Here is a 17,649-nt window from a genome sequence, read left to right as displayed (position 1 = left end):
GTCAGCCGTGGGAACTGTCGTCCTGTGGCTCCTGGCGCGGCCGGGTCAGCAGATCGCCCTGGGCAGGCGGTGTCCAGGCCGGCGCCGACGCCGGCGCGGAAGGCGTATGCGACACCGGCGAGACGTTCGATGCCTCGGCCGACTTCGGCGTGGGCGTCACGGGCGGGACCGCAGGCGGCGCGCTCTTTTCGGCCTTTGGCGGCGTTTCCTCGTCCTTGGATGCTTCCTCGGCCCGGGGCGTTACCGGTTTGCTGCCGGCTTCTTCCGCAGGGGCGTCTTCGTTGGCGATAACCTCGGGGCGCGCCAGCACCGGTGCCGCTTCCTCTGTTTCAGGAAGGATGCCGCGAGCGGGTGCGTCGAGCACGGATGCGGACCGGGCAGGAGCGGCCGGTTCGATAACCGGCTCGTCCACGGACGTGGATGCCGCGGGAATAGGCGCGGCGGCCGGTACCGGCGCCGAGCCCGTCACCGGGGCGCTCTTGAGCGGCGCGTCCGATTCGGTCTGGCGACGTTCCGTGGTGCGGGTCTGCGCCGAGTCGGCCGGGCTGGCGGCTTCCGTCGGAGCATGCACGGTCGTTGCGGGTGCGGGGGCATGGCCCGGAATGGGCGGAAGCTTCGGCAGCGAGGGCAGGGTCAATGCGGACGGGACGCTGTCTTCATCGGCCAGATCGACCTCGACCGGGCGCGAGCCCGCATGCACCGGGGCTTCCACCGCGAAGGCGTTCTCGGCGGCTTCGGCGGTGTCGAGCATCGGCGGAACGCTGGCGCTCGAGCGTGCGGTCTCGGTACGGGCGGTTTCGGTGCGGCCGGATTCGGCCGGTGACGCGTCGTCACCGTCTTCGTCGTCCATATCGTCGGCGTTGCTGCCGCCTTCGATGGCACCGGCCTGGCTACCATCTTCCTGGCGGCGACGACGGCGGCCACCACGGCGGCCGCGACGGCGGCGCTGGCCACCTTCCGTTTCTTTCGTGCCTTCGCCCTGGGGCGCGCTGGCGTCCGCTGCGATCGAGGCTTCGATCTCGCTCGTCGGCGCGTCGCCGGTGGCCTGGATCAGCTTGTCGTCGTCCATGGCAATCGAGGCGGCGGACTTTTCCGCGGGAACGCGCGGTGCGGCCGACGTCGTCGCCTGGGCTACGGTCGCGGCTGCGGCTGCCGTCACGGCCTTGTCGGCGTTGTCGCCCTGTGGCTTGCGCTCACCTCGCGGTTGTTGCTGGCGACGGCCATTCTCGGCGCCCTGGGCGGCCTGCTCCTGACGGCCTTGACGCCCCTGTTGGGCATCCTTCTGGCGCGCCTGTTTTTCTTCGCCCTGGCGAGGTTCGCCGCGGGCTTGCTGCGGCTTGTTGCCCGGCTTCGGCTGCGGATTCCTGGCCTGGTTGTTGTCCTTGCGCTGGCCCTGCGACTGGCGCGGCTCGCCCCGGCCGCCGCGTCCTTCATTGCCACGGCGATCGTCGCGACGCGGGCCGCGGTCGCTGCGGTCGCTGCGGCCGCCCTGGCGGGAGTCCTCGCGGCGGGCGGGTGCGGGCGCCGGAGCGGGCGCCGCCGCCGCGCCGCCACCGAAGAGGCTGCCGAACAGGCGGGAGAAGAAGCCGCCGGACGGCGCCGCCGGAGTGGGCGCACGGCTGGCCGGCATCGGTGCGGCCACGACCACGTCGGTGTCTTCATCGCGCAGCGGAGCGGGCGTGCTCGGAACCACGCCTGTCACCAGCGGCTGCTCACCGCTGCCAAGGGCCTGGCCCATCTTGGGCAGGGCCGCGGCCGCGATCGGCGTGGTCCGCTCGTAGCTGGGCTTGCTGTGCTCGCCCATGTCCGCCTCACGGATACGGGTGATCTCCAGGTGTGGGGTCTCCAGCTTCTCGTCGGCGACCACCACCACGTGCACGCTGTGGCGCAGTTCGATCTCGACGATGCTGGCGCGCTTCTCGTTGAGCATGAAGTTGGCGACCGTGGCCGGCGCCTGCACCAGGACCTGCCCGGTGTTCTCCTTCATCGCGTGTTCTTCGATCAGGCGCAGGGTGGACAGCGCCAGCGATTCCACGCTGCGGATGTGGCCGTGGCCCTCGCAACGCGGACAGACGATCTGGGTGGCTTCACCGAGGCTCGGACGCAGGCGCTGGCGGGACATCTCCAGCAGGCCGAAGCGCGAGATGCGACCGATCTGGACGCGCGCGCGGTCGGCCTTGAGGGCCTCCTTGAGGCGCTCTTCGACCTCGCGCTGATGGCGCGGGCTGTCCATGTCGATGAAGTCGATGACGATCAGGCCGCCGGCGTCGCGGATGCGCAGCTGGCGGGCGATCTCGGTGGCGGCCTCGAGGTTGGTGTTGAACGCCGTTTCCTCGATGTCGCTGCCCTTGGTCGCCTTCGACGAATTGATGTCGATGGCGGTGAGGGCTTCAGTCTGGTCGATGACGATGGAACCGCCCGAGGGAAGGCGGACATTGCGCTCGAAGATGCTCTCGATCTGGGTCTCGATCTGGTACCGCGAGAAGAGCGGGGTCGGGTCCTGGTAGAGCTTGAGCTTGCGCAGGTTGTTGGGCATCACCTGCTGGACGAAGTCGCGAGCGTCGTTGAACAGCGATTCCTCGTCGATGAGGATCTCGCCGATGTCGTTGCGCAGGTAATCGCGAAGGGCGCGGATGAACAGCTTCGATTCCTGGTAAATCAGGAAGGGAGCCTTCTGGGAGTTCGCGGCGGCCGAGATCGACTTCCACAGCTGCAGCAGGTAGTCCAGGTCCCACTGGAGTTCCTCGGCGTCGCGCCCCATGCCGGCGGTGCGCACGATGAGGCCCATGTCGTCGGGCACCGACAGATGCTCCATGGCCTCCTTGAGTGCCTGCCGGTCTTCACCCTCGATACGGCGCGAAACGCCGCCGGCACGGGGGTTGTTCGGCATCAGCACCATGTAGCGGCCGGCGAGGCTGATGAAGGTGGTGAGGGCGGCGCCCTTGTTGCCGCGCTCTTCCTTCTCGACCTGGACGATGATCTCCTGGCCTTCCTTGAGGAGCTCGCGGATGTTCGACTTACCTTCCGCGTTCGGATTGAAGTACTCGCGGGCGATTTCCTTCAGCGGAAGGAAACCATGGCGTTCGGCGCCATAGTCGACGAAGCAGGCTTCGAGGGAGGGTTCGACGCGGGTGATGCGGCCTTTATAGATATTGGCCTTTTTTTGTTCCCGGGACGGGATCTCGATGTCCAGGTCGTACAGGTTCTGACCATCGACGATGGCCACACGCAACTCTTCGCGCTGAGTCGCGTTGATCAACATACGCTTCATTGTAGGTTCCTCGGCCTTGCCGCGCGGCCGCGCGCCGCGGTGGCGCCCAAGTGGCGGCCTGCCGGGGATCGCGCCGCAGCGGTGAGGCTTCAAGCGGCATGGGATCCGGGACCGATACCTGGACCCGGCGTGATTCGTGAATAAGCGCCTTGCAACCGGTCCGCGTCCCTACGGATTAGCCGGACAACCGCAACCCGAACCGCTACGATGTAGGGTGTCCTCGCCCTCCGACCCCTCGGACGGAATGGCGCGACACTCGCCTGACGTGGCGGTACTGGCACCCCGCGAGAGATGAGTCTTCAGCGGAGCCTGGCGCCCGTCGAGTATCCTATCAATTTCGAGTTTTATCAATGCAGACGGTAACTTCCCTCGACGGCGGCCAAGGTGTGCGCCAGGTCGAAATCGGCCCCGAGCGGGACGGTCAGCGCGTGGACAACGCCCTGATGACCCTGCTCAAGGGGGTGCCGCGCAGCCTGGTCTACCGTCTGCTGAGAACCGGACAGGTGCGCATCAACGGCAAGCGCGCCAAGCCCGAGACCCGCCTCGCCCTCGGCGATATGCTGCGAATTCCGCCGGTTCGCGTGGCCGAGCGCGATGAAAGCGTCGCTCCTTCGGGCATGGTCCGGGCGGTCACCGATTCGATCATTTTCGAGGACAAGCACTTCCTGGTGATCGACAAGCCCGTGGGCATCGCCGCCCATGGCGGCAGCGGGGTGAGCCATGGCGCCATCGAATTGCTGCGGGCGGCCCGGCCGAACGAGCACCTGGAACTCGTCCATCGGCTGGACCGCGACACCAGCGGCGTGCTGGTGCTGGCGCGTTCACGCCCGGGCCTGACCGGCTTGCAGGCGCTCATCCGGGACAACGAGGTGACCAAGCAGTACCTCTGTCTCATGACCGGCACGCCGCGCAAGGCGAAATTCGATGTCAACGCGCCGCTGCTCAAGTCGGTGATGCATGGTGGCGAGCGCATGGTCCGCGTGGACGATGCCGGCAAGCCCTCGCTCACGTTTTTCCAGGAACTGGAGCAGTACCCGGGCGCGCGCCTGATGCAGGCCACGCTCGGCACCGGCCGCACTCATCAGATCCGCGTGCATGCCCAGTACGCCGGCCATCCGCTGGCTGGAGACCCGAAATACGGGGACGAAGAGGCGAACAAGCGCTTTCGCGCCAAGGGACTCAAGCGGATGTTCCTGCACGCGGCGCGGATGAGCTTCGATCTCGGCGGCAAGAACTACGATTTTTCGGCCCCGTTGCCCGACGATCTCAAGGCGTTCCTGGACAATCTGCGCGGCTGACCGCTGATCGGTGGACGCCGGCTTGGGGAGCCGACCTTGTCGGCGATGGGGCTTGCCTCAACCCGGCCCCGCTGCGCGGGATCGCCGACAAGGTCGGCTCCCACCGAAGCAAGACCTTGTGGGAGCTGCTTCAGCGGCGATCCGCGGCAGCGGCCAGATCTCGGCGAGCCCCATCGCCGATAAATCGGCTTCCTCAGCAGGCTTTCGCTGCGTCAGCCCAGGAATCTCGCGCTGACTTCCAGCGACCGGAGCAGGCCGCCGGCCAGTCCGGCCTGGAGAAGCACCGCACTGAGCGCGTGCGCCAACGCCACGGGCAGCAGGGCACGGCGGTGGAAGTACCACCAGGCCCAGCCGAATTCGGCCACGAAGCACAGCTGCATGAGCAGGCCGTTGGGAGTGTGCAGCAGGGCGAAGGCCAGGGCGGTGAGCAACACGGCCAGCGGGCGGGGCAGCGCCCGTGCCAGCAAGGCCCCCACGACCGCCAGCATCAGCCACTGCTGGAACAGAGCCCAGCCGACATAGACGGCCACACGGCCCAGTGGTGGCCACGCAGGGGCGTGACCGAAAAACACGACGACGCAGAGGGCCGCGGGTACCGCCAGCAGCGGCCAGCCGGCGACGCGCCATGTGCCGAGCCAGTGCCAGCGCGGAAGGACACGAGTGGCATTGAGATAGAAGGCGTAGGTCGCGCCCGCAACGAACATCGCGACGCCGGGCGGGTCCGGCCGATCGGAAAGTCCCAGTCCTGCGATGAACCAGAGTGGGCCGATGAGAACGAGTATTGCGTCGATAAGGCCGCTGTCCGTGCGGATGGCTGGTGTCGACGCAGTCGCGGTAGGAAACACCGCCACCGGCGAGCCTGCGGCCACAACGGGCCGACGCCGGTGCCGCAGCACGGCCGACCCGACGGAGGCGCCGAGTACGAGCAGGTAGGCGATCGGCGGCAACCAGGGCGGCCATGCGCGCGCGGGGCCAGCGGCAGGCCCCGAAGGCCTGGCCGCCGTCTCCGAACCGAATGTCACCAGCGGGTCGGCCGCGCGGGCATGGTCGCGCCATGCAAGCAATCCCTCGGCCGAGAGCCGGGAGGGAAGGGCGCCGACCGGCGGCTGGATCGGGCCGCTTCCGGCCACCAACGATGCTTCGTGCAGCGTGAACGTGGCCGCGGCGGGAAGCGTCACCTCCAGGCGCAACATGGCCGCGCGGGCGGGTGGCGTGACAGGTCGTCCCGCCGGATCGGTCCAGTCCAGAGGGCCCAGTCGAAGAACGGGCGGCAGTGGGCCCCCGGCGAATGGGCCGAGCGTGGCTCGCCGCAGTGGGCCGGTCAGCGTTTCCCGCGCCACCCAGGCGTAGCTGCCGGGGGCCGACGCCTCCGCGCGCAGCCGCAGGCTGTCCAGCCGCCTTATATCCACGGGCCTCGCGAGGGGTAGGCCGATCTCCATGGCGGAACCGTCCATGGCTCGGAATGCCAGGCCGTCTTCGACGACCGTCAGAACACCGGAACCAAAGGCTCGGCCCGCGACCACGTCGTCTCGCTCGCGAAAGCGCCACGACCAGGGCGAGTCGCCGGCGGCGAACGCGGCCCGATCGGCGGCGCTCTCGTTTTCGATCGCCGCCCGCACCACTGTCGCTCCGAATCGCGGCAACGCGACGAGCGTGGCGAGCGCCAGGATCGCGCTCGCCACGGCCACCCAACGGGCGCTGCGCGGGTGCATCTCAGCGGTCCAACAGGGCCTCGACCCGCGCGGCGCAGATGAAGTCGTTCAGGGAGAGGCCGCCGACATCGTGAGTGGACCACAACACCTGGCAATGGCCATAGCCCGCTTCGAGGTCCGGATGATGATCTTCCTGGTTGGCCATGAAGCCCACGGCATTGATGAAGCCGAGGGTGTGGTGAAAGTCGGAGAAACGGAAATCCTTGACGATGGCCTTGCCGTCGGCGGTGACCTTCCAGCCGGGCAGGCTTGCCAGGTGGCCGTCGACGGCGGCGTTGTCGAGCGCGTGCTCCGCGCCCTTGCGCGGCTGGCAGTGCTGGGTGGCGAGCGGGGAGAGGGTCATGGTGTATCCATCCATCCTGAGAAAGCGCGAAGCGTCCGCGCTGGCGGTTGAATTGTCAAAAGACGGCGCCCAACTCGAAAGCGTACTAAAATGGTGCTGATTACCCCGGAGCCATCATGATCGACATTTCCGAACGCGCGCAGGGTCATTTCCAGCGCCTGCTGGCCCAGCAAGGTGACGAGGGCCTGGGCATACGCTTGCGCGTGGTGGCGGCGGGCACGCCTTCCGCTCAATGCGAACTGGAATTCTGTGGCGCCTCGGAACTCACCGGCGACGAATGGACGGTCGAGTGCGCAGGCTTCAACCTGTACGTCGACAGCGAGAGCATGCGCTGGCTCGATCCCGCCAATATCGACTACGAGACCACCCCCACGGGTAGCCAGCTCAACATCCGCGCACCGCGGATCAAGGGCGAGGCGCCGGGCGAGGGTGCCGGGCTCGTCGAGCGCGTGCAGTTCGTTCTCGAGTCGGAGATCGCGCCGCAGATCGCCTCGCACGGAGGCCGTATCTCATTGGTGGAGGTGACGGCTGAGGGCGTGGTCGTGCTGCGCTTCGGCGGCGGCTGCCACGGTTGCGGCATGGTCGACGTGACGCTGAAGAACGGGGTGGAGAAGACCCTGCGCGAGCGCATTCCAGAGATCACGGAAGTGCGCGACGCCACCGACCACGAGACGGGCGAAAAGCCCTACTTCGCCCGCGCGGCCGGATAAGGCGCCAGGGCGGTCATTCGCCCTGGATGTGGTGCTCGAGACCCTGCAGCTTCGTCGGCATCGTGGCGAAGTAGGCGGAGACATCGTCGATGTCCTGGTCGGACAGCGTCGCGGCGAAGCCCTTCATGATGGCGTTGTCGCGGCGGCCGTCCTTGTACTCGTGCAGGGCCTGCGCGAGATAGTCGGCGTACTGGCCGGCAAGGCGCGGGTACTGCGGATCGACGGCGTTGCCGTCCTGGCCGTGGCAGGCCACGCAGGTGGCGATCTTGGTCTTGCCGCGCGCCGGGTCACCGGCGGCGAAGGTCTGGGTGGCGGCAAGCGCAAGGAGCGCGCCGATGGCAATCAGGGAAAACCCACGGATCATCGTTCGTCCTCGGCGGCTTACTTGGCGAGACTGGAAAGGTAGGCGGCGATATCCGCGATTTCCTGGTCGGACATGCTTTGCGCCTGGGCGCCCATCGTCGGGTGCTTGCGCTCGCCGCTCTTGTAGGCCTTCAAGGCGTTGACGATGTACTGCTCGTTCTGGCCGGCGATGTGCGGCACGTGGTATTCGGGGTACGCGTTGGCATAGCCCGGCACGCCGTGGCAGCCATTGCAGGTGTAGACGAGTGTGCGACCCTTGGCCTTGTCCCCTTCGGCATGCGCGGCGGATGCGGCGCACAGAGCTACAGCGATCAGTCCAACCAGATGCAGACGCTTCATTAAGTGTTCCCTGGGTGCCGGGCGGGGCCGGGGGTTGAATAGCCGTCGAAGTATAGAGGCGTGTCGCGACGGCGGACAACTCGGGCCGGGAAAGCGCCGTCAGAACAGGCTGCGGATGATGTGGATACCCGCGATGTACTCGCCGGCGATGGTGCCGATGCTCACCAGGAAGAAATTGAGCAGGGTGCGCGCCACGCGGTTCTTCCACCAACCGGTCCAGTGGGTGATGTCGTCGCGCAGGCGTTCGAAATCCAGCACACGCGGCTTGCGCACCCAGGCTTCAGCCATGGCGCTGATCGCGCCGGAGGGAATGCCGGGGCGGAAGGGCTTCAGCGGCGCGGCGACGAAAGCGGCGACGATGGACAACGGATGGGCGCCGGCGATCAGCGCACCCAGCGCCGAAAGGCCGCCCGTGAGCAGTATCCAGTTCTTCAGCGCGTCGACGCCCAGGCTCGGGCTGCGATAAAAGGCATAGCCGATCGCGGCGAAAATACCCAGGACCAGCGCGACGGCAAGAATTTTCGGCCACTTCGACGCCGGTGGCGTGACCGCGAGATCATCGGCGAGCGCCCGCGCGTCGCCGTGTTGGTCCGCCAACTGGGCGCTCATGCCCTTGAGGTGACCGGCGCCGATGACGACGAGCACCTTGCGGCTGGGAGCCGAGGGGTCCATCGCCGCGCCGTTCTCGCGGAGCTTCGCCGCCATGAATTCATCGCGCTCGGCGATGAGCGCGTGATAGAGCGGCGCGGAGCCACTGGCGAATTCGCTGAACGCGCTTTCGAGCAGGTCCGCCTGCTTCAGCTTCTCGATGTCGGCCTCGGCGATCTCCTCGCGCTCGAACACGCTGCCGAGCATGCCGGCCATCAGGCCGAAGCGCTGGAAGAAACCTACGCTGCGCCAGGCCCGCTTGAGCGTCGTGCCGACTTCACGATCTACCAGCCACACGGGGATGCCGCGCGCGTCTGCGCCGTCCATCGCGGCCTTCATTTCGGCGCCGGGTTCGATGCCGTACTGCGCGGCGAGGCGCTTCTGGAACGAGCCGAGCACCAGGCTGGCCGCGACCATGCCGGCCTTGCCCTGGCGAATGACCTGGAAGAGGTCCATTTGCTTGAACGCTTCCGGATCGCGGATGCCGTGCGCGCGGCTGGGGCACAGCTCCACCGCCACGGCGTCGAAGTGCTCGGTTTCCAGCAACGCATCCACCGCCTGCACGCTGGCGCGCGACACATGCGCCGTGCCGAGGATGACGTACTCGACGCCGTCGCGCGTCATGCGCTCGATGGGTTGGCCTTCCAGGGCGGCGGGCAGGGTGACGTCGTACTCGGCCGGAATCATTCGCGGGGTGGTCCTTGGGGTGGGGTCAGTCGCGGAAGCGCTTGGTGAGATCGCCGTAGGCATCGATGCGGCGGTCACGCAGGAACGGCCAGATGCGGCGCACGTGTTCGCTGCGTTCCATGTCGACATCGCAGACCAGCAATTCGCGCCCGTCGGTACCGGCCTGGGCGAGGAACTCACCCTGCGGCCCGGCGACGAAGCTCGAACCCCAGAACTGGATGCCGCTGCCGACGTTGGAGGGATCGGCCTCATAACCGGTGCGATTGCACGAGAGCAGGGGAAGGCCATTGGCGACGGCATGGCCACGCTGCACGGTGATCCATGCCTCGCGCTGGCGGGCCTTCTCCTCGTCGGAGTCGTTCGGGTCCCAGCCGATCGCGGTGGGATAGAACAGCAGGTCGGCACCGGCCAGCGCCATCAGGCGCGCGGCTTCGGGGTACCACTGGTCCCAGCACACCAGCACGCCGAGCTTGCCGACCGAGGTCTGGATGGGATCGAAACCGAGATCGCCCGGCGTGAAGTAGAACTTCTCGTAGAAAGCCGGATCGTCGGGAATGTGCATCTTGCGGTACTTGCCGGCGATCGCGCGCGAGCGGTCGAAGACCACGGCCGTATTGTGGTACAGGCCGGTGGCGCGCTTCTCGAAGATCGAGGCGACGACCACGAGCTTGAGTTCCTCGGCGAGCTTGCCGATGCGATCGGTGCCCGGGCCGGGAATGGTCTCGGCGAGATCGAATACCTCGACGCTCTCGCGCTGGCAGAAGTACGGGCCGTTGTGCAGTTCCTGCAACAGCACCAGTTCCGCGCCGGCTTTCGCCGCCTCGCGCAGTCCCGCCTCGATGGCGTCGAGGTTGGCGTCGCGGTTGCCACGGTCGGTTTCCTGGAGGAGGGCGACCTTGAGGGTCTTGCGGGTCATGGACGTCTTTCCTCGCGCGGCACCCGCCGCGCATGCATGGGTGGATTACCGGGTGATCGCGGCGGGCAGCTGCATGGTGATGCAATGCAGGCTGCCGTTCTGCCAGATCAGCGGACGGCACGGCACCTGGACCACTTCGCGGCCCGGATGCGCCAGCCCGATGATCCGCGCCGCCTCGTCATCGACACGGTCGCCGTAAGCCGGTACCAGCACGGCGCCATTGACGATCAGGTAGTTCGCGTAGGACGCCGCGAGGCGGCGATCTTCATCGATGATCGGCCGGGCCCATGGCAGCGGATGAAGCGGATAGGGCTTGTCCTCCGGCGTCTGCAGCTCGGCCAGTTCCGAGGCCATCTGGCCCAGTTCCTCGAAATGCGGATCGCTCTCGTCGTCGCACGCCTGGTACACGATGCCGCCGTCCTCGGAGAAACGCGCCAAAGTGTCGATATGGGCGTCGGTGTCGTCGCCTTCAAGATAGCCATGTTCCAGCCACAGCACGCGATCCGCGTGCAGGGTGGTGGCCAGGGTGTCCGTCATCGTCTCGCGGGAAAGGTCCGGATGGCGCTGGTGCAGGCACTTCCACGTGGTGAGGATGGTGCCCCGGCCGTCGCTCTCGATGCCGCCGCCTTCCAGGGCCCAGTCGATGCGCTTGTGCGGCAGACCGGCCAGGACGCCACGCTCGAGCAAGCCGGAAATCAGCGCGTCGTCCTGCTCCGCACCGAACTTGCCACCCCAACCGGTGAAGCGGTAATCGTTGAGCAGCACGCCATCCGGGCCGGTGAGTGTGATCGGACCGGAGTCGCGCAGCCAGGTGTCGTCGTAGGGCAATTCGATGAAGTGCACGCGGGCCATGTCGGCGCCGGCCTTTTCGATGGCCAGCCGGGCACGTTCGCGCAGGGCCGTGTCGGCGACCACGATGTGCAGCGGCTCGAAGCGGGTCACCGCCGCGGCCAGCGCCACGTACGTGGCCTCCACGCCGGCCAGGCGGTCGGCCCAGTCGGTTCCGGCATGCGGCCAGGCAATGAGCACGCCAGCCTGCGGCTCCCATTCGGCGGGCAGGCGGTAGGAAGAGCGGTCGGTCATGGCGAAGGCAGGGCAGCAAGGGAAGCCGGCTATTGTAGGACTTCCCGGTTACCGCTGCCCGGTGGGAGCCGACCCTGTCGGCAATGGGTGCTTGCCTCAGCGTGGCCCGCTGCCGCGGGATCGCCGACAGGGTCGGCTCCCACCCGGCTGTCGCTGGTTCGGTGGGAAGCCGCTTCAGCGGCGATGGCGCTCGGGGTTACTTCGGATTCGCCGGATTGAGGTTGTTGCCCGCTGGCGTGTTCAACACCGCGTGGATCACGTGGCTGCGCTCGAAATAGACGATATAGCCCGGATACATCCAGCGGTTGATCACCGGCTGCTTGCGGCTGCCGCCACCGCGGGAGTCGAGCTTGGCGGTGGGCTGGCCGTAGCGGCGCTCCACCTCGGCCATGCTCATGCCTTTCTTCGGCAGGTTCATCGCCTGCTCCTGCTGCACGCGCTGCATGAGCAGGGTGTCGCCGGCACGGACGGACGGGGCCACGGAGGCCGACACGAGCGCCAGCGCGATCGCGGTGAAAACAGGCTTGAAGGTGTTCATGATGGCTCCGTCGCGCTCCCCATGCGGCGCAGGACGCCGTTGTAGCAGATCGCCCGGGGGCGCGCCATGGGCGGCGCCCGGCGGACTTCGCGCTTGTGTGCTGCGTCGCGTTTCGGCGACGCGGATGGAGCGGGACGGCTATCATGCGCAGTCGTCTATCGCCTGCATGCCTATCCATGATCTCGTTTCGCAACCTCGCCCTGCGCCGGGGCAGCCGCACCTTGTTGTCGCAGATGGATCTCACGATCCAGACCGGCTGGAGCCTCGGCGTCATCGGCCGCAACGGCTGTGGCAAGTCCACCCTGTTCGCCGCGCTGAAGGGCGAGCTGGAGCCGGAGGTGGGCGACCTGGACATGCCGTCGAAGGTGCGTCTCGCCTCCGTGGCCCAGGAAACCCCCGCCTTGCCCGACCCGGCGATCGAATACGTCCTGGGTGGCGACGTGGAAGTGGCCGCCGCCCTCAAGGCCGAAGCGGACGCCTTCGCCGCCGAGGACCATGAAGCCGTGGCCGCCGCCCACATGCGCATCGAGGAAGTGAACGGTTACGACGCGCGTGCCCGCGCCGGCCGACTCATGCACGGCCTCGGCTTCGCGCCTGAAACCCATGAGCGACCGGTGTCCTCGTTTTCGGGCGGCTGGCGCGTGCGCCTCAACCTTGCCCGGGCCCTGATGGCGCCTTCCGACCTGCTCCTCCTCGACGAGCCCACCAACCATCTCGACCTCGACGCCGTGCTCTGGCTGGAGGAATGGTTGCGTCGTTATCCGGGCACGCTGCTGATCATCTCCCACGACCGCGAATTCCTCGACGGCGTGATCTCGCACACGATGCATCTGCACGACGGCACGGCCAAACTGTATGCGGGCAACTACAGTGCCTTCGAACGCCAGCGCGCCGAACATCTGCGCCAGCAGCAGATCGCGCACGAGCGCGAGAAAGCCGAGCGGGCGCACCTGCAATCCTTCATCGACCGTTTCAAGGCCAAGGCCAGCAAAGCCAAGCAGGCACAGTCGCGCATGAAGCGCCTGGAAAAAATGGCCGGCACCGAGGCGGTGCGGGCCGAGCGCTCCTTCAGTTTCTCGTTCCCGACGCCCGACCGGCTGCCGACCTCGATGTTGCAGCTGGATCACGTGGACGCGGGCTACGGCGATCACGTCGTCCTGCACGACATCGCCTTCGGGCTGGAATCCGGAGACCGTATCGGCCTGCTGGGTCCGAACGGTGCCGGTAAGTCGACGATGGTGAAATCGCTGGTCGGCGAACTCGTGCCGCTGGTCGGCGAGCGCGGTTTCCACAAGGACACGAAGATCGGCTACTTCGCCCAGCACACGGTCGAAAGCCTGCGCGAAGGCGCGAGTCCCTTCGACCATCTGCAGGAAAAGGCGCCGAATGCCGGCGCGCAGGTGCTGCGCGATTACCTCGGCACCTGGAACTTCCCGGCGGATCGTGCTTTCGAGCCGGTGGACGCCTTCTCCGGCGGCGAGCGGGCGCGTCTGGCCCTCGCCCTGATCGCGTGGGACAAGCCGAACCTCCTGCTGCTCGACGAACCGACCAACCATCTCGACCTCGACATGCGCGAAGCGCTCGCCGATGCGCTTGCGGCTTTCGATGGCGCCCTGGTGCTGGTGTCGCACGATCGCCATCTTCTCGGCATGGTTTGCGACGAGTTCTGGCGCGTGGCCGACGGCAAGGTGGAGCCCTTCGATGGCGACCTCGACGACTACGCGAAGTGGCTGCGCAGTCGCGCCACCACGCGCAAGACAGCGGCCGTAGCCTCGGCGCCGGCCGACGCGCCCGTGCAGGAGTCGGCGAAGGAGAAGCGCAAGCTGAGTGCCGAGGATCGCGAGAAGGAAAAGCCCTTGCGCGCACGGGTGAAGAAGATCGAGGCGTTGATCGAAAGCATGGACAAGGAACTCGGCATGATCGAAGGCAGACTGGCCGATCCGGCCGTGTATGGCGGCCCCACGGCCGAATTGATGAAGCTCGGCCAGCGCCAGGCCGAGTTGCGTGGTGGCAAGGAAACGCTCGAAGCGGAATGGCTCGAACTTCTCGAACAGATCGAGGCCTGAGCGTGAGCGCCGTCCTCCATGTGCTGTTGCCGGGACGCGACAAGGTGGGCGGCGTTCCCTCCTTCGCCGGTTGGCTCGCACGCGGAACGACGCTGCCAACGGAGGTGCCGGGCTATCTCGTCGCACTAGCGGAACACTTCCGTTGGCCGCATGGCCCCTTGCCCGCGGCCGCGCTGATCCGCCAGTCGGTGGCTGGCGACGCCGGTGGCGCCCTGTGGTTGTCCGCCGATCCCGCGTGGGTGCAGCCGGAACTCAACGGCGCCCGCCTGCTGGCCTGTGGCAACCTCGGCTTGAGCGTGGAGGATTCGAAGAGCCTGGTCGACGCGCTTGCCGAAACCTTCGAGGCGGAAGGAATGAGCCTCCTGGTCGGCGATGCGCAACACTGGCAGCTGCGCCTGCCGGGCTACGTCGACGTGCCGTCCTTTCCCGAGCCGGAGGATGCGCTTGGTGCCGATCTCTTCGAGCAGTTGCCCAAGGGCGAAGAAGGGCGGCGCTGGCGCGCCTTGATCAACGAAGCGCAAGTGGTCCTGCACAATCACCCGGTCAACCGGTCGCGCGCGGCGCAGGGCTTGCCTCCGGTGAACAGTGTCTGGCTGTGGGGCCCCGGGGCGCTCCCCGACTGGGTCGAATGCGGCCTGTCGCGCATCTACAGCGACGACCTGCTCGCCTGGGCCCTGGCCCATCGCGCGAACGTGGACGTCCAATCGCGCACGATGTTCGCCCCCTCCGCCCATGCAGGAGCAGCCCCTGTGGGAGCCGCTTCAGCGGCGAAGGGTGCTCGCGGCAACCCAGCCATCGCCGCTGAAGCGGCTCCCGCATACAGCCTGCTCGACCTTCAGGACGTTCAGCCGTCCGCTTTCGAACGCGACTGGTGGCCCGCGATCGAAGCGCGTCTCACGGCTGGCACCGAGGTTCGCCTCGCCTTCGCCGATGGCGTGCGCATGGTGTTGCGTAAGCGCCACCGCCTTCGCTTCTGGCGCAAGGCATGATCGCGAAAGCCTGGCGCCAGCGCGCCGTCGTCGCCGCGCCGAGCGGCTGGCCAACTCACGTCCACCACGTGATCCAGCGCATCTATGCCGCGCGAGGCGTATGCACGCCGGACGGCGCCGAACATCGACTGGCGCGGATGCTGTCGCCCGACCTGCTCGGAGGCATGGACCGCGCCGTCGCCTTGCTCATGCGCGCCATCGCCGAAGACAAGCGCATCGTCATCGCCGGTGACTATGACTGCGACGGTGCCACCGGCACGGCGGTGGCCGAACGCGGCCTTCGCCTGCTCGGGGCGCGTCACGTGAGCCACGTGGTGCCGAATCGCTTCGTGCACGGCTATGGCCTGAGTGAAGCGCTGGTGGCGTCGCTCGACCCGACACCGGACATCATCGTGACCGTCGACAACGGCGTGGCCAGCATCGCCGGCGTGGCCGCGGCGCGCGCGCGCGGTATCTCGGTGGTGATCACCGATCACCACCTGCCGGGCGATACGCTGCCCGAAGCCGACGCCATGGTGAATCCCAACCTCGCCGGTGACGGTTTTCCGAGCAAGGCGCTCGCCGGCGTCGGCGTCATGTTCTATCTGCTGTTGGGCATCCGCGCCTCCATGCGTGACGCAGGCCATTTTCCCAACGGCGAGCCGGATCTGAGCGCGCTGCTGGATCTGGTCGCGCTCGGTACCGTGGCCGATCTCGTGCCGCTGGATTTCAACAACCGCGTGCTGGTCGATGCGGGCCTGAAGCGCATGCGCGCAGGCAAGGCGTGTGCGGGTGTCACGGCGCTCATCGAAGGCAGCGGACGCTCGCTGGCGACCGTGGGAGCGACCGACCTGGCCTTCGCGATCGGCCCGCGGCTCAACGCCGCCGGTCGCCTCGAAGACATGTCGCTCGGCGTCGCCTGCCTGCTCACCGACGATCCCGGCATCGCGAGGCGCTACGCCGAACAACTTTCGGCGATCAACCAGGAACGCCGCGAGATGCAGGCGGGCATGGTCGAGGAGGCCGAGACGATGGTCGCGCGCGCGGCGCACGTGGATGCCGTGGGTGTCGCCTTGTTCGATCCCGGCTGGCATGCGGGCATCGTCGGCCTCGTGGCCTCCAAGCTGAAGGAGAAGCTGCACCGCCCGGTGCTCGCGTTCGCACCGGCGGGGGACGAAACGGGTGAACTGCGGGGTTCCGCCCGCTCCATCCCGGGCTTTCATATCCGCGATGCCCTGGCCGAGATCGATGCGAAACATCCAGGACTGATCCTTCGCTTCGGTGGGCACGCGATGGCTGCCGGCCTGAGCTTGCAGGCCGCCGATTTCGAGCGCTTCGCCGCCGCCTTCGACGCGACGGCGCGCGCCCACCTGGATGATGAGCGCCTGCAAGCCCTCGTCCATACCGACGGCGAACTGGATTACCGCGACCATACCCTCGACCTCGCGAAGCAACTGCGCCACGCCGGCCCCTGGGGTCAGGGCTTTCCACCACCCCTCTTCGAGGCGCGTGTCGAATGCGCCTCGTGGAAGCCGATGGGGAGTCGTCACCTTCGCCTGCAATTGCGTCACGAGCAGGGCGGAGCGCCGCTCGATGCCGTGATGTTCAACTGCTACGACGGAACCCCGCCACCGTCGCGGATGCGCGTGGCCTACGAGCTTTCCGTCAACGACTGGCAGGGCAGGGAAAGTCTTCGGCTGCTGTTGACACATATGGAAGCCATTGGCTGATGCGTTCCAACGCACTCACCGCCGTGGCGATCGCGCTGCTTTCGGCGCTGTTCTTCACCCTGACCTATGTCCTGAATCGCGCCGTCGTCAGCGGCGGTGGTCACTGGCAATGGGCGGTGATCCTTCGCTACATCGTCACATTGCCCTTGCTGGCCGCCGTATTGCCGTTCCAGGGTGGGCTGGGCAACCTGCCACACGAGTTGCGCTCGCATGCGCGGACATGGCTCGGCTGGAGCACGGTCGGTTTCGTGCTGTTCGGCGTGCCGCTGACCTGGGCGGCTAGCAGCGGTCTGTCGTGGCTGGTGGCAGGCAGCTTCCAGGTGACCGTTCTCGCCGGTCCGTTGATGGCTCCCTTCATTTATCGCGACGAGCGTGCGCGCTGGCATGGCGGCGCGCTGGCGATCGGGACGCTGATCGTCGTCGGCGTGATGCTCCTGCAGTTCGGTCATGCGCACGGCGCGCTGGACGCTTTCGCATGGCTGGCGGTGGGCGCGGTGGTCTTCGCCGCCTTCGCCTATCCGCTAGGCAACCGGAAAATCCTGCTTCACCTGGAACGCAGCGGTACGAAGCTCGGGGCGGTACAGCGTGTGTTTGGCATGACCCTGGCGAGCTGGCCACTGTGGCTCGTGTTGTTCGTCGTGACCTGGATGACGATCGGGCCGCCGTCGCTGCGTGAAGTACTGCTGGCGAGTGGCGTGGCCTTGTCCTCGGGCGTGATCGCCACGGTGTTGTTCTTCCACGCTACGGAGCGGGTCGGGCGGCAGCCGACGGCCCTGGCCGCCGTCGAGGCGATGCAGGCGGCCGAACTGTTGTTCGCCACGGCGATCGGTGCGGTTTTCCTGGGCGAAGCCATTCCTGGCACCCTGGCTGCGACGGGAGCCGTCGCCATCATCGTCGGTATCGGCCTGTTCGCATGGGTCAGCGGGAAAGAGGCGGCGCCAGGCGACGATAGCGACGCCGCGCGCGACGCTTGACGC

The 17,649-nt window shown here is 67.4% G+C and carries 15 protein-coding genes; 6 read left to right on the top strand and 9 right to left on the bottom strand.

The window, feature by feature from the left end; translation table 11 throughout:
* Position 1: 1 nt before the first annotated feature.
* Complete coding sequence (locus tag ACN9M2_RS12690) at positions 2-3,271, bottom strand: Rne/Rng family ribonuclease (protein WP_426285081.1); 3,270 nt, start codon at positions 3,269-3,271, stop codon at positions 2-4.
* A gap of 350 nt (positions 3,272-3,621) precedes the next feature.
* Between ACN9M2_RS12690 and ACN9M2_RS12685 the strand changes: the two genes are divergently transcribed.
* On the top strand, positions 3,622-4,569 hold the full coding sequence (locus ACN9M2_RS12685; protein WP_426285080.1) for an RluA family pseudouridine synthase: 948 nt from the start codon (positions 3,622-3,624) through the stop codon (positions 4,567-4,569).
* 212 nt (positions 4,570-4,781) lie between these two features.
* On the opposite strand, the gene ACN9M2_RS12680 is transcribed toward ACN9M2_RS12685, so the two are convergent.
* Both ACN9M2_RS12680 and ACN9M2_RS12675 read right to left on the bottom strand, forming a co-directional pair.
* A complete protein-coding gene (locus ACN9M2_RS12680; RefSeq protein ID WP_426285079.1) occupies positions 4,782-6,281 on the bottom strand; it encodes a CPBP family glutamic-type intramembrane protease in 1,500 nt (499 codons plus the stop codon).
* Position 6,282: 1 nt separating this feature from the next.
* Positions 6,283-6,624 (bottom strand): 4a-hydroxytetrahydrobiopterin dehydratase, encoded by a 342-nt coding sequence (locus tag ACN9M2_RS12675; protein ID WP_426285078.1) that lies wholly within the window; start codon positions 6,622-6,624, stop codon positions 6,283-6,285.
* Positions 6,625-6,740: 116 nt separating this feature from the next.
* Between ACN9M2_RS12675 and ACN9M2_RS12670 the strand changes: the two genes are divergently transcribed.
* Entirely contained in the window at positions 6,741-7,334 is a 594-nt protein-coding gene (locus ACN9M2_RS12670) for an NfuA family Fe-S biogenesis protein (RefSeq protein ID WP_426285077.1), read from the top strand.
* 13 nt (positions 7,335-7,347) lie between these two features.
* Here ACN9M2_RS12670 and ACN9M2_RS12665 read toward each other — a convergent pair whose 3' ends face one another.
* The 6 genes from ACN9M2_RS12665 to ACN9M2_RS12640 all read right to left on the bottom strand — a co-directional run bounded on the left by ACN9M2_RS12665 (position 7,348) and on the right by ACN9M2_RS12640 (position 11,908).
* On the bottom strand, positions 7,348-7,698 hold the full coding sequence (locus tag ACN9M2_RS12665) for a c-type cytochrome (protein WP_371023219.1): 351 nt from the start codon (positions 7,696-7,698) through the stop codon (positions 7,348-7,350).
* Between the two features lie 17 nt (positions 7,699-7,715).
* Positions 7,716-8,036 carry a c-type cytochrome gene (locus ACN9M2_RS12660; protein ID WP_306850501.1) on the bottom strand — a complete coding sequence of 107 codons (321 nt, stop codon included), beginning with the start codon at positions 8,034-8,036 and terminating at the stop codon, positions 7,716-7,718.
* 99 nt (positions 8,037-8,135) lie between these two features.
* Complete coding sequence (locus ACN9M2_RS12655; RefSeq protein ID WP_426285076.1) at positions 8,136-9,371, bottom strand: TraB/GumN family protein; 1,236 nt, start codon at positions 9,369-9,371, stop codon at positions 8,136-8,138.
* Positions 9,372-9,396: 25 nt separating this feature from the next.
* Positions 9,397-10,287 (bottom strand): carbon-nitrogen hydrolase, encoded by an 891-nt coding sequence (locus tag ACN9M2_RS12650; RefSeq protein ID WP_426285075.1) that lies wholly within the window; start codon positions 10,285-10,287, stop codon positions 9,397-9,399.
* Between the two features lie 45 nt (positions 10,288-10,332).
* Positions 10,333-11,370 carry an agmatine deiminase family protein gene (locus tag ACN9M2_RS12645; RefSeq protein WP_426285074.1) on the bottom strand — a complete coding sequence of 346 codons (1,038 nt, stop codon included), beginning with the start codon at positions 11,368-11,370 and terminating at the stop codon, positions 10,333-10,335.
* Between the two features lie 196 nt (positions 11,371-11,566).
* A complete protein-coding gene (locus ACN9M2_RS12640; protein WP_426285073.1) occupies positions 11,567-11,908 on the bottom strand; it encodes a hypothetical protein in 342 nt (113 codons plus the stop codon).
* A 176-nt stretch (positions 11,909-12,084) separates the two neighbouring features.
* On the opposite strand from ACN9M2_RS12640, the gene ACN9M2_RS12635 reads away from it, so the two are divergent.
* Genes ACN9M2_RS12635 through ACN9M2_RS12620 form a run of 4 tightly spaced genes read left to right on the top strand, consistent with a single transcriptional unit; the run spans position 12,085 to position 17,646 of the window.
* Entirely contained in the window at positions 12,085-13,974 is a 1,890-nt protein-coding gene (locus tag ACN9M2_RS12635) for an ABC-F family ATP-binding cassette domain-containing protein (protein ID WP_426285072.1), read from the top strand.
* 2 nt (positions 13,975-13,976) lie between these two features.
* Complete coding sequence (locus tag ACN9M2_RS12630; protein WP_426285071.1) at positions 13,977-14,963, top strand: phosphoglycerate mutase; 987 nt, start codon at positions 13,977-13,979, stop codon at positions 14,961-14,963.
* Positions 14,960-16,672 (top strand): single-stranded-DNA-specific exonuclease RecJ, encoded by a 1,713-nt coding sequence (gene recJ / locus ACN9M2_RS12625; RefSeq protein WP_426285070.1) that lies wholly within the window; start codon positions 14,960-14,962, stop codon positions 16,670-16,672. The genes ACN9M2_RS12630 and recJ overlap by 4 nt, the downstream gene beginning before the upstream one ends.
* Positions 16,672-17,646, top strand: coding sequence for a multidrug resistance efflux transporter family protein (locus ACN9M2_RS12620; protein WP_426285069.1), 975 nt, complete (start codon positions 16,672-16,674; stop codon positions 17,644-17,646). Before recJ ends, ACN9M2_RS12620 begins: the two co-directional genes overlap by 1 nt.
* Positions 17,647-17,649 lie beyond the last annotated feature (3 nt).

Source organism: Luteibacter sp. E-22 (assembly GCF_049913125.1).
GTDB lineage: Bacteria > Pseudomonadota > Gammaproteobacteria > Xanthomonadales > Rhodanobacteraceae > Luteibacter.
Note: the sequence above shows the minus strand (reverse complement) of the source record. Positions and strands in the feature narration are given on the sequence as shown.